Origin of the sequence: Metabacillus niabensis (assembly GCF_020524345.1) — a bacterium.
Lineage (GTDB): Bacteria > Bacillota > Bacilli > Bacillales > Bacillaceae > Metabacillus > Metabacillus niabensis_B.
Genome location: NZ_JAIVLH010000014.1, coordinates 118556 through 133126, shown reverse-complemented (window position 1 = coordinate 133126; position 14571 = coordinate 118556). Strand labels below are relative to the sequence as shown.

Annotated in this window: 18 protein-coding genes; 7 read left to right on the top strand and 11 right to left on the bottom strand. The window is 34.6% G+C overall.

Annotated elements, in window-relative coordinates; translation table 11 throughout:
* Position 1: 1 nt before the first annotated feature.
* The 6 genes from LC095_RS16345 to mnhG are packed head-to-tail and all read left to right on the top strand — an operon-like array spanning position 2 to position 3344.
* Positions 2–424 carry a Na(+)/H(+) antiporter subunit B gene (locus LC095_RS16345; RefSeq protein WP_078433420.1) on the top strand — a complete coding sequence of 141 codons (423 nt, stop codon included), beginning with the start codon at positions 2–4 and terminating at the stop codon, positions 422–424.
* A complete protein-coding gene (locus LC095_RS16340; protein ID WP_026558990.1) occupies positions 424–765 on the top strand; it encodes a Na(+)/H(+) antiporter subunit C in 342 nt (113 codons plus the stop codon). The genes LC095_RS16345 and LC095_RS16340 overlap by 1 nt, the downstream gene beginning before the upstream one ends.
* Complete coding sequence (locus LC095_RS16335; RefSeq protein ID WP_226529145.1) at positions 758–2236, top strand: Na+/H+ antiporter subunit D; 1479 nt, start codon at positions 758–760, stop codon at positions 2234–2236. Before LC095_RS16340 ends, LC095_RS16335 begins: the two co-directional genes overlap by 8 nt.
* Positions 2237–2241: 5 nt before the next feature.
* Positions 2242–2718 carry a Na+/H+ antiporter subunit E gene (locus LC095_RS16330; protein ID WP_226529144.1) on the top strand — a complete coding sequence of 159 codons (477 nt, stop codon included), beginning with the start codon at positions 2242–2244 and terminating at the stop codon, positions 2716–2718.
* 1 nt (position 2719) lies between these two features.
* Positions 2720–3004 carry a Na(+)/H(+) antiporter subunit F1 gene (locus LC095_RS16325; RefSeq protein WP_026558993.1) on the top strand — a complete coding sequence of 95 codons (285 nt, stop codon included), beginning with the start codon at positions 2720–2722 and terminating at the stop codon, positions 3002–3004.
* On the top strand, positions 2988–3344 hold the full coding sequence (gene mnhG / locus LC095_RS16320) for a monovalent cation/H(+) antiporter subunit G (protein ID WP_216776455.1): 357 nt from the start codon (positions 2988–2990) through the stop codon (positions 3342–3344). Before LC095_RS16325 ends, mnhG begins: the two co-directional genes overlap by 17 nt.
* A gap of 48 nt (positions 3345–3392) precedes the next feature.
* On the opposite strand, the gene LC095_RS16315 is transcribed toward mnhG, so the two are convergent.
* The 8 genes from LC095_RS16315 to LC095_RS16280 form a co-directional block, all read right to left on the bottom strand.
* The gene (locus LC095_RS16315; RefSeq protein ID WP_226529143.1) at positions 3393–3773 is read right to left on the bottom strand and encodes a hotdog fold thioesterase; all 381 of its coding nucleotides are present in this window, start codon (positions 3771–3773) and stop codon (positions 3393–3395) included.
* A 321-nt stretch (positions 3774–4094) separates the two neighbouring features.
* Complete coding sequence (locus LC095_RS16310) at positions 4095–4736, bottom strand: response regulator transcription factor (RefSeq protein WP_078431262.1); 642 nt, start codon at positions 4734–4736, stop codon at positions 4095–4097.
* A 127-nt stretch (positions 4737–4863) separates the two neighbouring features.
* On the bottom strand, positions 4864–7110 hold the full coding sequence (locus LC095_RS16305; protein WP_226529142.1) for a histidine kinase: 2247 nt from the start codon (positions 7108–7110) through the stop codon (positions 4864–4866).
* 69 nt (positions 7111–7179) lie between these two features.
* On the bottom strand, positions 7180–7338 hold the full coding sequence (gene comX / locus LC095_RS16300) for a competence pheromone ComX (RefSeq protein ID WP_084042907.1): 159 nt from the start codon (positions 7336–7338) through the stop codon (positions 7180–7182).
* Positions 7339–7340: 2 nt separating this feature from the next.
* A complete protein-coding gene (locus tag LC095_RS16295; protein WP_226529141.1) occupies positions 7341–8279 on the bottom strand; it encodes a polyprenyl synthetase family protein in 939 nt (312 codons plus the stop codon).
* 136 nt (positions 8280–8415) lie between these two features.
* Positions 8416–8556 (bottom strand): DegQ family regulator, encoded by a 141-nt coding sequence (locus LC095_RS16290; protein WP_026558999.1) that lies wholly within the window; start codon positions 8554–8556, stop codon positions 8416–8418.
* Between the two features lie 316 nt (positions 8557–8872).
* The gene (locus LC095_RS16285; RefSeq protein ID WP_078431266.1) at positions 8873–9097 is read right to left on the bottom strand and encodes a hypothetical protein; all 225 of its coding nucleotides are present in this window, start codon (positions 9095–9097) and stop codon (positions 8873–8875) included.
* A gap of 313 nt (positions 9098–9410) precedes the next feature.
* A complete protein-coding gene (locus LC095_RS16280; RefSeq protein ID WP_226529140.1) occupies positions 9411–10631 on the bottom strand; it encodes an EAL and HDOD domain-containing protein in 1221 nt (406 codons plus the stop codon).
* A gap of 509 nt (positions 10632–11140) precedes the next feature.
* Between LC095_RS16280 and hpaB the strand changes: the two genes are divergently transcribed.
* Complete coding sequence (hpaB, locus tag LC095_RS16275; protein ID WP_226529139.1) at positions 11141–12592, top strand: 4-hydroxyphenylacetate 3-monooxygenase, oxygenase component; 1452 nt, start codon at positions 11141–11143, stop codon at positions 12590–12592.
* A 25-nt stretch (positions 12593–12617) separates the two neighbouring features.
* Here the strand turns inward: hpaB and LC095_RS16270 are convergent, their stop codons facing one another.
* The 3 genes from LC095_RS16270 to LC095_RS16260 all read right to left on the bottom strand — a co-directional run bounded on the left by LC095_RS16270 (position 12618) and on the right by LC095_RS16260 (position 14419).
* Entirely contained in the window at positions 12618–12866 is a 249-nt protein-coding gene (locus LC095_RS16270) for a YueH family protein (protein ID WP_226529138.1), read from the bottom strand.
* 135 nt (positions 12867–13001) lie between these two features.
* A complete protein-coding gene (locus LC095_RS16265; RefSeq protein ID WP_226529137.1) occupies positions 13002–13223 on the bottom strand; it encodes a spore germination protein in 222 nt (73 codons plus the stop codon).
* Positions 13224–13303: 80 nt separating this feature from the next.
* On the bottom strand, positions 13304–14419 hold the full coding sequence (locus LC095_RS16260) for an AI-2E family transporter (protein WP_226529136.1): 1116 nt from the start codon (positions 14417–14419) through the stop codon (positions 13304–13306).
* Between the last annotated feature and the right edge of the window lie 152 nt (positions 14420–14571).

Here is a 14571-nt window from a genome sequence, read left to right as displayed (position 1 = left end):
CATTAAAACAAATGATGTGATCTTTCAAACAGCTACAAAGGTTATTGTGTTTATCATCATCCTCTACTCCTTACACCTCTTCTTTTCCGGACACTATACACCTGGTGGAGGTTTTATTGGTGGATTAATGACAGCAGGAGCTTTAGTTCTTTTACTATTGGCATTTGATATCAAGACCGTTGTAAATACGTTACAGCTTGATTATATAAAGCTGACTGCTACGGGGCTGCTCATAGCTGTTCTCACTGGGATTGGGTCATTCTTCTTTAAGGTACCATTTCTAACTCATACATTCAGCTATGTTGAATTACCATTTTTGGGAGAAACAGCATTAGCCACAGCTGTTTTATTCGATCTAGGTGTATATCTTGTTGTTATTGGTGTAACGATGACCATTATTCAAACGATAGGAGAGACGGAATAATGGAAATATTAATGTCTATTGTTGTCGGTATTTTATTTTCTGCTGCTGTTTATTTAATGTTATCAAAAAGCTTATTACGAATTATTATCGGTACAGGTTTACTTAGTCATGGAGCCCATTTACTCATCTTAACAATGGGCGGTTTGAAAAAGGGAGCTGCACCGCTGCTCGGAGAACATGCAGAAGTCTATGTTGATCCACTTCCACAAGCGTTGATTTTAACTGCAATCGTTATTAGCTTTGGGGTAACTTCATTTTTCCTTGTTCTTGCATATCGCTCATATCAGGAATTAGGAACAGATGATATGGATCAACTAAGGGGAAATGATCAATATGAATAACTTAATTATTTTACCTATTGTCATCCCATTACTGATGGGGATTATTCTAATCTTTTTCAATAAAAACATTAAAATTCAAAAATGGCTAAGCACTATTGCATCCTTAGCTAGTGTGATCGTTGCGGCTATTATCGTTCAAACTGTTCATACAAACGGCATTCAAACATTAGAGATTGGAAACTGGGTACCACCTTATGGGATTGTTCTAGTTGCTGATATGTATGCTAGCCTATTAGTTTTAACTACTGCAATCATTGGCTTCACTTCCCTGTTATTTGCTTTCTCCTCAACAACTGCTGAGAGAGAAAAATTTTACTTTTATCCTGGTGTACAGTTCCTTCTACTAGGTGTCACGGGAGCATTTTTAACAGGTGATATATTTAATCTGTTTGTTTTCTTTGAAGTCATGCTGATGTCATCCTATATGTTGATCGTCTTAGGAAGTTCAAAGAATCAACTTAGAGAATCAATAAAATATATTCTTGTGAATGTCATCTCTTCTGCCCTTTTCGTCATTGCTGTAGCTTATCTTTATGCCTTAACAGGAACATTAAATATGGCTGATTTAAGTGTAAGAATTGCTGAAATGGGTCAATCAGGGTTATTAACGGTCATTGCCATTCTTTTCTTAGTTATTTTCGGGCTAAAGGGCGCAATTTTCCCGTTATATTTCTGGCTTCCAGGTTCCTATCAGGCACCACCTGCTGTCGTAACTGCACTTTTTGGAGCATTACTAACCAAGGTCGGAGTTTATTCCATCACACGTGTTTACACGCTTATTTTCTATCATGAACCGACCTTTACTCATGAGATTCTTGCATGGTTATCCGCATTAACGATTATTTTTGGAGTGATCGGGGCGATTGCCTATTGGGATATAAAGAAAATCGTGATCTATAATATCATCACTGCCGTGGGAGTCATTCTCTTTGGTGTTGCGGCAAATACACCAAATGCTATTGAAGGATCTGTTTACTATCTTGTTCATGATATGATTATTAAAGGAGCCTTATTCTTCCTGGTCGGAGCGATTGTAGCCATTACAGGCACGAGTAATTTACGAAAGTTTAGTGGTTTAATTGCAAGCCATCCTTTATTGGGCTGGATGTTCTTTATCGCTGCTTTAGCCCTAGCCGGAATACCACCGTTAAGCGGATTTGTAGGAAAACTTAAAATTGTTCAAGGCGGGTTCGAAGCTGGTGAATATACGATTGCATTTGTTGTTTTACTTTCAAGTTTATTAGTTCTCTATTCTGTCATGAAGATTTTCATACATGGATTCTGGGGAGAACCAAATAAAGAGGCAATTGCACAACCATCACCAAAAGGGTTACTCTTCCCAATTGCAATTCTTTTAGCATTATCAATTGCGTATGGTTTCGGTGTAGAATTTTTATCACCTTATATTTCACAGGCTGCCGATACTCTACTTGATCCATCAATCTATATTCAAGCCGTATTGAAGGAGTAGTGCATATGGCATTTCAAATTTTACTTAACGTTTTTCTTGCGTTTATATGGATGTTTCTATCAAATGATTATTCTTCCCTGGCATTTTGTAAGGGATACTTTTTCGGGTTTATCATTATCTTTGCTCTAAGACGTTTCTTTGATCACCGCTTTTATTTTTTAAATATTATAGCGGTCATCAGACTTCTTGGTATCTTTCTGATCGAGCTTATTAAATCCAACATCTCGGTGTTAAAAGTTATTCTATCCCCAAAACTAGAATTACGTCCGGGTATTTTTGCTTTAGAGACAGAATTGAAAAAGGATTGGGAAATTACGATTTTATCCAATCTGATTACTTTAACACCTGGTACGCTTGTTCTCGAAGTTTCTGAGGATAATAAGACGTTATATATTCATGCAATGGATATTGACGATGTTGAGCAAGCAAAGCTTGATATTAAAAATACGTTCGAAAAGGCGATTAAGGAGGTGAGCCGTTAATATGTTTAAGATTATCATGACCATTTCACTAATTATCGTGGCATTCTCAACACTGTTATATGTTTATCGGTTAGTGAAAGGTCCTTCAACTCCTGATCGCGTTATTGCTTTAGATGCAATCGGAATTAACTTAATTGGTATTACGGCTATTATCTCCATTGTCCTTGACACAAGTGCGTTCGTAGAGGTTATCCTTTTATTGGGAATACTGGCATTTATCGGAACAGTTGCCTTTTCTAAATACTTGGAGAAAGGAGAGATTATCGAGAATGATCGAAATCAGTAAATTCATTGTAGGTTATCTTATTCTTCAAGGAGCCATTTTGAGTTTAATAGCAGCAATTGGCGTTATTAGACTTCCTGATGTATATACGCGTAATCACGCAGCATCTAAAAGTGCAACATTAGGAGTTATCAGTATTCTGTTAGGCTTATTTCTCCATTACATTCTCATTGATCATCATGCGAATTCAAGAGTATTACTAGGGATTATTTTTGTCTTCGTCACTGCACCTGTTGCAGGACATTTAATTAGTAGAGCGGCTTACAATACAGGAGTCCCTTTATGGAACAAAAGTGTTCAAGATGATTTAGCCAAAGTCCGTTCCAAACAAAAAAGTAGATGAGCCATGTGCTCGTCTACTTTTTTTGTTTAACTATGGAAAGGTTATAAATTATTTATTCCTCTTTAAAATGGCTATTGTACATCTTGAAAGACATATCAGTTCGTTTTCTTCATCAACGATCTTCACTTCCCACACCATCGTTGTTTTACCACGATGTACAGGTTTGCCATAAGCAGTAACAATACCTGATTTCTTTCCACGTATATGATTGGCATTAATTTCAAGGCCAACACAAGCCTCTGCTTCCTGATCTATTAAATGAAAAGCACCAAAACTTGCCACAGTTTCAGCTAAGGCGACAGAAGCCCCTCCGTGTAACAAACCGAATGGTTGATGTGTACGATGATCAACAGGCATCGTTGCTATAACCTCATTGTCTGTCACTGAAATCAACTCAATTCCCAGTGCTTCCATTAATGTATTCTTCATATTCAATTCCATTGGAATCCCTGCCTCGCATTTAATTTATTTCCTTAGCACATACACCACAAAAGTAAAATATCCACAAATTAAAAGTAATACCGGCCACACTGCCATAATATCCATCATAACCTCCTCTACTCGTAAAGGTATAAGTAAGATCATAAAGGATAAACATCACGGCAATGTTGAGTCTATGTTTAGGTTTTGTAAAATTTTAGAAAAGCTTAAGACGCCGAGCATAAGGCGAACTGAAATGAGGAGATCTTTGTCTTCAATTCCAATTCCCATAAGATTTTATACTTTTTGATAGGATAAAGTATGTAATAATTAATCGATTACCCCATTGGATTTCGCAATCAATACTGCTTCTGTCCGACTACTAACATTCAATTTGTTGAAAATAGACGTTAAACTGTATTCTATTGATCTTTTACTTAAATGGAGGTTATCGGCAATTTCTTGATTTGTAAGTCCTTTTTCTACTTCTTGCAGAATGGCTTTCTCCCTCTCATTAAACACTTCTTCTATTGCTTCAGAGTGCTCAGCATGAACCTGATTTTGTGAGAGCAGCTTTTGAAAAAATTGATAGGGTACAACAATATCCCCCTCTATTGCAAGTCGAATATATGTAAGTAGCTTTTGCTTGGATTCTGTTTTACTAATTGCACCATGTATACCTAGTCGAAGTGCCTCTTCAAAATAATCATCTACATCATAACCCGTGTAAAGGATGACTTTACACGTTTGTTTCATTTCTAATATCGTTTTAGAAAGCTCCATTCCATTAACTTCACCTAAGTTTAAATCCATTAAAATAACATCAAACGGTGAAAAATCCAGCTTTTCGAAAGCTTCCTCAGTGTAAGGCGGATTTAGACAGTCCACTTTTACACCTTCCTCGGCTTCCAAAATTGCTTTCGTACCTTCTCTAACCGCTGGATGATCATCCACAACTAATATGTGTATCATAAGAACTCCTTTCAGAAAACCTATTTGCTACATTAAGGCAATTTGGAATAGAAGGTTTTCCCTTCCATTCCAAATTGCCTTATATTCAAGCCTTTTAAAAAGGGACTTGGTAGTTAACCAAGTCCTATTATATTTCAATATCTAATTTTAGACCATTGCCCAGTGAGGTTTCAACAGAAAAAGAGCCCTTAAGCGCCTTAACCCGTTCACTTATACCTGAAAGCCCCATACTCTCTGCTTTATCTTCCAATTCACTAGGCTCAAAGCCGACTCCATTATCCTCGTAATGAAAAACGATTTTGTCTTTTATACAAACTAAAATAATGAGAACATTGGTTGCCTGTGAATGCTTATGTGCATTTGTGAGTAACTCCTGGACAATTCGATAAATATTCAACTGTGCATCAATATCTAATGTTTTTGTGAAGTTTCCTGTATTTAACCGAATATCAAAGTTTACAATTTCTTGATATTGAGCTACTAATTTAGTTAATGCTTTTACAAGACCTAAATCATAAAGCAACTGAGGACGTAATTCCTGGCAGGTTTCTCTTGTTGTTTTTATAATCCGTGTCATACTACTATTCATGTTTTGTAACTGACTTTTTAATCCTTCGTCATTTGCCTCAGCAAGCGCTAATTCACACTGCCTTTTTAATGAGACTAAGTCTTGTAAGACAGAGTCATGCAAATCCTTCGCTAAGTTAGAACGCTGTTTTTCCTCAATTGAAAATAAAAGTTTCGTTAACCAGCCTGGATTTTCCCCTTCTGTTTCAACCTTTTGTAAATGCTGCATTAACTCATCAATTTTCAAGAAATTTTCCAATGAAACATTCGTATAAAAGGATAGTGTCTTTAACCATGATATTTCATCGCGAGTTAAAATCGGTGTATTTAATATAGACAAACACACTAACACATAGCTTCGATCATCTGTTACACCTATATTAATAATAAACCCCTTATCCACTTCAATAATCTTACCAATTTCATTAGAAACTTCTTGGATTTCAGAAACATATGCCCCATAATCTGCTTCCTTAGCCTGTGGATCTATTGATCTAATATTCTTAAGCTTATCAACTTCAATAAAATAAGCCTTACTGACAAGCAACACATCAACAATAACCTGCTTCAGCTCAGAAATAACCTGATCTAAATTACTCGCCTTTCGGATGCTTTGAGTATATTTGAAAATACTATCCTGATAATTGTATTTCTCAGAAAATCGCTTAAGCCTAAAACGGAAGTCGAAGATTTCTTTGATGTAGAAGACTAGGATCAGACAGAAGAAGATAGCTACTGAGAGCTGAATTTGATAAAAATCTGGATTTTTTTCTTTTAGAGTAAGCATAATTCCCACCATTACAAAGGTCGGGATTACCGCTAACAATGAATAATATCTAATTCGTCCAAGTAAGAATTCAATATCATATATTTTTGTTGCCAAAAATTGATACACAAGTGAAAATGGTATAAGTAATAAAAATGTTGCTAATAGGGTCGGTGGGAACACATAATTTTGAAAAATAATATAAGGGATTACATAAAATAATAAAAATGGTGAAAATGCTAATACATTTGTAACAATTAGCACTTTTACTATATATGCCTGCTCAGAGTATTTAATTTTTTTTAAACCAGTAAATTTGAGTACAAAAGTCAAAACTAACATTATAAAGAACGTGGTTAAATTAATAAACTTATTAACTTGGAAATTAAAGTGAATTATATCCTGTGCTATCTCTAAGCCAAGATTAATACCAACTATGCTATATCCGAGCTTAATATAATTTATACTAAATAATTTTTTACCAAGCTCAAGAAAATATTGATATAAAAAATGAAGATAGCTTACTGGAACTAATAAAAATAAGCAAAGATTAACATACCTACTAATTATATCTCCCTTTGAAGAACCTGTGGCACTTATATATGCTACTGCAATAATTAATAAAAATAAATTTAATAAATTTGCAGATTTAAGATTTGACCTTTTATTTGATTTATAAATATAAAAACTACAAAAAAGGCATAAAGTTAGAACAGTAAAGGGAATAATTATGATAAGTAAGCTTTGCGTACTAAAAATAGTTTCATTTTTTATTGAATATTCTTTGATTACTCCATTCCTATCAAGTGAAAATGACTCAACTTGTTCGATGACATTGAATTCAGTAATTGGTTTATGTTTAATAGGATCTTCACCATTAACTTCAACAACTACATCTCCACTTTGGATACCTGCCTTTTCAGCCCATGATTTCGGTTCAATGAAAGTAATAGTTATCTCTTTATTTTCATTTATTTTTACATTCGCTCCAACATATGGATGGTTAATATTCAGTGTTGTTAAGTAAATTGAAAAGATCATACTTAAAATAACAAAGAATATGAATGTCTTGTTGAAGTTATTTCGCATTACAAACACCCTTCACAAACATTATATCCAGAAAGTACTAAACATCTTCCCTGCTTCCTTAATCCCCTCAATCAATCCTAAAACATCGTCCAAATCTACACCTAGTAAACTAGCTTCTCCATTTACTACTTTTTCTAATACATCAGGGTTTTCAACTAGAAAGTTTACGATTTCTTGCATAGTTATCTCTCCTTGTTTTCGGGATTTAATTTTATGATCAAATGAGCAATTAAACGCTCACTTTGATTATGATCAATTGGTAATTGCATAATCATCCGGGTTGCTTTGCTGATCGCAATTTGTTTCATTACATTTAAGTATTGAGCGACTCCGGCATCTATCAGCTTTTGTTTTAGTTTTAACGGGCTGCCAAAGTATTCGTTGATTGGCATGCCACTAGTGAAGCCTTCTAAAATTTCTATAGCGTGATCATTGTATTTTTTTTGAAGATATAGATATGCCAGTGATTTCTTTTGTGAAGATACATCATTTTTGAGTGGATTAAATAGATCTCTAAAATCATTATCGATTTGTGCTGCAATACCTAATTGATAAGAATATTCTTCTACAGCTGGAGAATTTGTGCCGGCAAGCAGCATGCCACTTACTGAGGCAAGGGCTATTAATGAACCGGACTTGTTTTTCATGACTTCCAAACAGTCTTCCTCAGTTAATATGGAGTTTTTTAAATCTACATGTTGTCCTTCCATTGCTTGAATAGAAAATTTGATGAATGCTTCTACTATCTGATACTTAAGCGAAGATTGAAGGGATAAAACAGCGAGCTTGCTCAATGTATACAACGTTGTTGCAGCATTAAGGGCTATTGGATGTTCAATTTTCATCCAAGGCTCGTCCACATTATCTAAATCTTCAAGATCATCAAGCATATCAAAAGATAAAACAAGGAGTTCTACCGCAGCTGCTACTTGTGTAATTTCCTCATCTTTTCCACCAAAAGATTGATAATGGATCAGCGTTAACTGTGCAAATGGAAGATCCTCTTTATTCGTTAAGAAAGAGAGTAAAAGATTCTTTAATTCAGTATTATTCACACAAGAGGTAATGGTATTAATCATTTGTTGTTTCACTACCTTAGATGATATTTCTATTCCAATCACCTCCATATGCTTATATTACTATATACCTGTTATTTTTAGTAGAAAAAGAATCTATTATACCTATTATCTAATACATTTTTACCCCAATGACCAAAATATGTCAATAAAAAAAAAACCTGGCTATCAGCCAAGTTTCTTAAGATACATTTAAAAATGCATATTTATCATATTTGTCAATACTTTTATTAAGTAGTTCAAGGGACTGTTTCGATTCTTTTAACTCTTTTTCAATTCGAAGTAATAACTCAGTCATTTCGTCGATTTTCTTCTGATTCACAGTTTCACACTCCTCATAGATTGGTAACAAAACCAAACCAGTTTAACGTGTTTTCATATATTAATTTTAATTCAAATACGATCTGTACGCACCGAAAATAATTCGTAAGACATAATGCGTGATACCGCAACTGAAACGCAATAGTCCAAATTATACATTTTCGACACTACCTTTATTGTTCTTTTCACCTGTTTTATGTCATTTATGGATAACCAACATACTATTCGGCATTGTATGCCTACTATAAGGGGGTAGATGGTACGATTCAAAAAAAAGATCCACACGTTTATAACATGCAGATCTCTACAGATTATTTTTATACCGTTAATATGTTCGTTTCAAAAATATGATGCGCCTCTTCAATTGCTAAATTCATCAATTCAGCTTTCTTTTCATTAGGTCCATGATACTCTAAGGTGTAATCTTCTATACCTGTCTTTGAAAACAAGCATTCCATTGTTACTTTACAATTGTCCTTTTCCACCGAAAACACCGCAACCATCTTATCGTCCAGTACAAAAAATGTTGGCTGCCTACGCATAGAGTGTTCAAGACCTCCTTTTAAGTATCAAATTGTTGAGGACATTCAATTTTTGCCATTCTACCAGTACAATTCTACATAAGTGGTCTAATTCCTTCCTTTTCTTATTCTATAATGAACAAAAGCGAAAGCGCCTTGATCTGCTCGGGCAAATAAAACGCAAATGAATAGAAGACGTTCTTTTCTTTGTCTTCCATTCATTTGTGGCTAGACCCTAGAGGGGCTAGGCGCTGGAGCTGGATGTCAAAGCGCTTATCCAAAGTTCAAGAATTTTATAATTTTGCTAAGCAACAAAAAATGAGTGCCCGTTAGACTAACTGGCACTCATCTTCATTAATTTTGAAGCCCATTCAATCGCTTTCAAATAAAAATGATTGATTACTTCTTGAGAAATCGGTAAGTCTTTGATATCCCAATCCGCTTTTTCGATTTGGATAGACCAAACTAATACCTTATGTAAATCGTTTTCCTTTCCAAGAAGGGCATCTTGTATATCATCTGATAGTGGCAAATCTTTTAATACCTCTGAAATACTTCTGTGCATCAATGTATCAATTAAAGAAAACATGCCTGTTAACATATAAGGAGCTGAATGTGAGTTCCCAAGATAATGAGCAATTTGTTCGCACAATTTCCCCCGAACCAAAGATAATTTAATAACCTCCTGCATGTCATGATCATCAGGTTCTTTCATACTCTTAAGTGATAATACATATATCCACTTTTTTAATTCATTTAACCCCAATAAAACGATCGCCTGCTTAATTGACTCAATTTTATTTACAGGACGAAATGCGGGAGAATTAATTAGTTTTAGCAATTTGTAAGAAATGGAAATATCTTGTTCAATGGAATTTGCGATCACATCTATATCAGGCTCTGTTTTTGATAGTTCAGCTAATATGTGATAATACGTTTTTAGATAAACAGGTACATCATGACTGGAAATAATATTAGGACGACTAAAAAAATAGCCTTGAAAATACGAGTAACCTGCCTGTTTTGCAAATAAAAAGTCATCTCTCGTTTCGACCTTTTCAGCCAGGAGCGTAATATTGTGCGGCTGATATTTTCTTACCATTTCTCTTTGAAACTGTTTCGTTGTTTGAAGAAAATCAACTTTAATAATATCAATATACTGTATCAGTTTTGGAAAGCAGTCAGATTGCTCTTGTATTAAAAAATCATCTAAAGCAATTGTATAGCCTAATTCCTTTAATTCTTTACAGGTGGAAATTAAGTCCTCATCTATTGCAACATTTTCCAATATTTCAACCACAATTGAACCTGGATTAAAAAAAGTCGGTACTTTGGATTTTAATAAACTTTCGGTAAAGTTAACAAAACATCTCTTTCCCTCTGACAGATCATGTAACCCTATATTCAAGAAACTATTGATAATTACTTCTGTAGTCGCTTGATCACCATCTATCTCCGGAAAGACATTTTCATTACTCCCTCTATATAGAAGCTCGTAGGCGATAGCTTCCTCTTTTAAGTTAAAAATTGGCTGTCTTGCGACAAAAACTTCCATCATTGATCCCCCATACAACATAACCAATAATTTCTAATTAACTCTATTCTACTACAGATTTTTAAATAGTGAATCATTTATTTATGAATATTTTCTTATATATACTACTATTATCCTATATCTCTAAAATGTTCAATCTCGTATTTTTTATAAAAAACGAAGAAATGTTAGCGTCAATTTCAACCATCCAAAGAAAGATAGCCACAGTGGAATACTGAGTAGCGTAGCCCAAAGCATTCCTTTAATAAAGTTTTCTTCATGCATACCTCTCACACCCTTGTAAAGAGATTATTAGCTATATTTTTTCCATAGAGCTTCAATCTAAAACATTTAGAAAACGCTTACATTTTGTTATTTGTTATTATTAGTAACAATATTCAACTATTGCCTTTTCAATTCCTTTAATAACTCTTCATCAATTTCCAACATTGTTTTTAACCTTCTGTATGCTCACCCCTCAAAATTTACTGGCATATAGTAGTTACATATACTGTAAGGAGTGAAAATTAATGCCTGCTATTGATGGAGAACAATACTTAAACCGTATGAATGAACTGAAGCCAAATATATGGATAAAAGGTGAAAAGATACATGGCATATTATCTCAACATCCTGCTTATAAGGGAGCTATGCAAGCAAAAGCATCACTTTATGATTTGCAGCTTTCTCCTGAGCTGGTTTCAAAAATGACATATCCATCACCTGCTACCTCACAAAGAGTGGGATTGTCTTTCTTACAACCAAAGTCAAAAGAAGATCTAGAGTCCAGAAGATTTATGATAAAGACATGGGCAAAGAAAACAGCTGGACTAATGGGAAGAACACCCGATTACTTAAATACGGTTATGATGACCTTCGCCTCTTCTGCCTCATTACTTAAAGAGCAAGATGAAGAGTTCTCCAAAAATTTGTTGAAGATGTATGAAACAGCTCGCGAAAATGATCTTTCCTTTACCCATAGCTTTATTAACCCGCAAGTAAACCGCTCACAGAGCTATGAAGAACACTTGACTCACCCCATTGCTACTAAGATTATGAATAAGACTGCAGATGGCCTAATTGTTCAGGGAGCAAGAATGTTGGCTACACAGGGCGGCATGACCGATGAAATCTTAATTTTACCGACTGGACAAAGTGATGAATATGCCTTTTGCTTCAGTATTCCAACCGATACTAAGGGAGTAAAATTTATTTGCCGTGATTCTTTTATTCAAGATGAATCGACCTTTAATCATCCACTTTCTTCTCGTTTTCATGAAATGGATACAATGATTGTGTTCGATAAAGTATTAGTTCCTTGGAATCGTGTCTTTTTTTATCATCGGCAAGACTTGGCTCTTAAGCTCTTTTCAAGAAGCAGCTTCACTCCACATACTCTTCATCAAGTTATTATTAGACAAATAGTAAAAACCGAATTTATCCTTGGTTTAGCACAGAAATTGGTTATGACATTAAATATTACAGAATACCACCATATACAAGATAAAATCAGTGAGATGATTATTGGGTTGGAAACAATGAAGGCTTTACTGGATCGTTCTGAGCTCGAGGCGAAAATGGATGAATGGGGAACAATGGTACCAAATAGTCATTCTTTATTTGTTGCATCTAATTTATTTCCTAAACTGTATCCGCGTATGATGGAGATTATACAGTTGATAGGGGCAGGTGGTTTGGTAGCCATTCCATCTGAAGAGGATTTTGCATCTGACATATCCACAGACATTAACCGTTATTGTCAGGGATCTGCTTGTGATGCCAAGACAAAATCGAAATTATTTAGACTTGCCTGGGACCTAACAATGAGCAGCTTTGGCACACGTCAAACTCAATATGAACGTTATTTTTTTGGAGATCCTGTTCGATTATCTTCGACACTTTATAATGGATATCCTCGGGAAGAATATATTCGTGAAGTAGAGAAATTTTTAGAGCTAGGAATAGATAAAGAGGCCTTTTGATTTAAGCCTCTTTTTTGTTATGCTATTACATTTCACTAACCCACTGTTGTACTTTTCTGGCTAGTTCATCTGCTGTCTCTTGTTCCGTACTTTTTGCTAATGATGTAATTAAACGACTGTACAGCTCGTCCCTTTTTTCTTCATAGGAAATTGTCGTAGACCATTCAATTGCAGGTATTGCGATTAAGCTGTATTCCTCTTTTTTATTTTCATAAATATACACATTTGTAATAGTAATATTGTCGTTCTTCACATTTGCTTTTCTAATTTTCATTCGAGCCATCCTTTCCACTTTCTATGAAAATATTATAATCGATGTCCAAACGAATTTCAGCTGTCAGGAATTTGTTAGTAAGAAATAAGAACTGCTTATCAAGCATCATTCACTAGATAAGCAGTTCTTTGTGATTTAAAAATTAAAAATGTTAGTTTGGTCTATTACATCACTATCTTCAAAATTTGTAATATTAAAAACATTTTCTGTATTGGTGAAATCTCCAGTATTAGCTACACCAGATCCTAAAGAGGACTTATCTGAGGATTTAGGAGATAAGCTAAACGTATCTCCAACCTTAAAAACTGCAGAACTATCGATACTATTTAATTCAATGGGACCAACAAAAGCCGGCATTACCTTTTCCCCTTCCGTTATCAAATGAATAATGATTTCAATACATCATCGTATGTGTTTGGTAAAAGAAGGGTTCTTGCCTATTCGTTTATATGACTGCTAATGATATCTTCCCTGGACTTTGCTCTTAATTTAATCAAGCGTACCACATTCAATGTAACGGCTTTTAAGACAGCATAAGTAGGTACTGCTAGTATCATCCCGATAATTCCGCCAAAACTGCCTGCTCCTATTAACAATAATATTATGGTTAATGGATGAGTGTTTAGGCGTTTTCCAATAATAAGAGGAGATAAAAGATTCCCATCAAGCTGTTGTACGACGGTCACAACCAGAGCTGCAAGCAATGCTTTCGTAGGAGAGTCCAGCAGCGCAATCACAACCGCTGGTGTAGCACCAATAAACGGTCCTACATATGGAATAATATTGGTAACCGCCACTACGATTCCAAGAACTAAGGCGTAATCTAAACCAATGATCATATAACCAATATAACATCCAAGTCCAACTGCTAAAGACACAATCAGCTGTCCTTGAATATACGTTGCAAGTGTTTCGTATAAGTCTTTTAAGATTTTCAGACCCTCTCCACGGTATGTGGATGGAAATAGTTTTACTGCTTCACCAGGAAATTTATGACCATCCTTTAACATATAAAATAGAATAAAAGGAACAGTAATAATGGTTAACGTGATATTTGTTACGACACCTAATAATTTGGAAAAGCTTGAAGTAATATTTTCTGGTAAGCTTGTTGCATAACCAGTTAAAGTCTGTTCGATTTGATTTAATGACACATACTCCTGCTCCATTAACCAAGTGAACCAGTGTGATTGAGACATACTTAAAATAAAATCCGTGATTTCTTTAGCATATGTAGGAAAATTACTGATTAAGTCTGATACCTGTTGTGTAACAATAGGTCCAATGAAAGAAATAATACCCGTTACAACCCCAACAAACACAATATACGGTATTAAAATGGCCAATGTTCTAGGTACCTTGTTTCTTTCGAGTAATTTTACAAGGGGATTAAAAATAAAAAATAAGATCCCGGCAATCAATATAGGAAAGAATAAGGTCGAAGTAAATACAATAATTGGCTCAAATAAGAAAGAGACCTTTGTACCCACATAGACAATTAGAAGCAATAATAAAATTTGTAATGTCCAAAAATGAACCTTTGATTTTAACACACATTCTCCTCCAGTTTTTATTCTGCCTTTCGTCAACATTATAGGCATGAAAAACCAATATTAACCAAGGCATGATCAAGTATATAAATGTATACGTACCAAAATAAAAATTGTTTCAACTTTTTGTTATTTCATCCTATTAATCTACATAC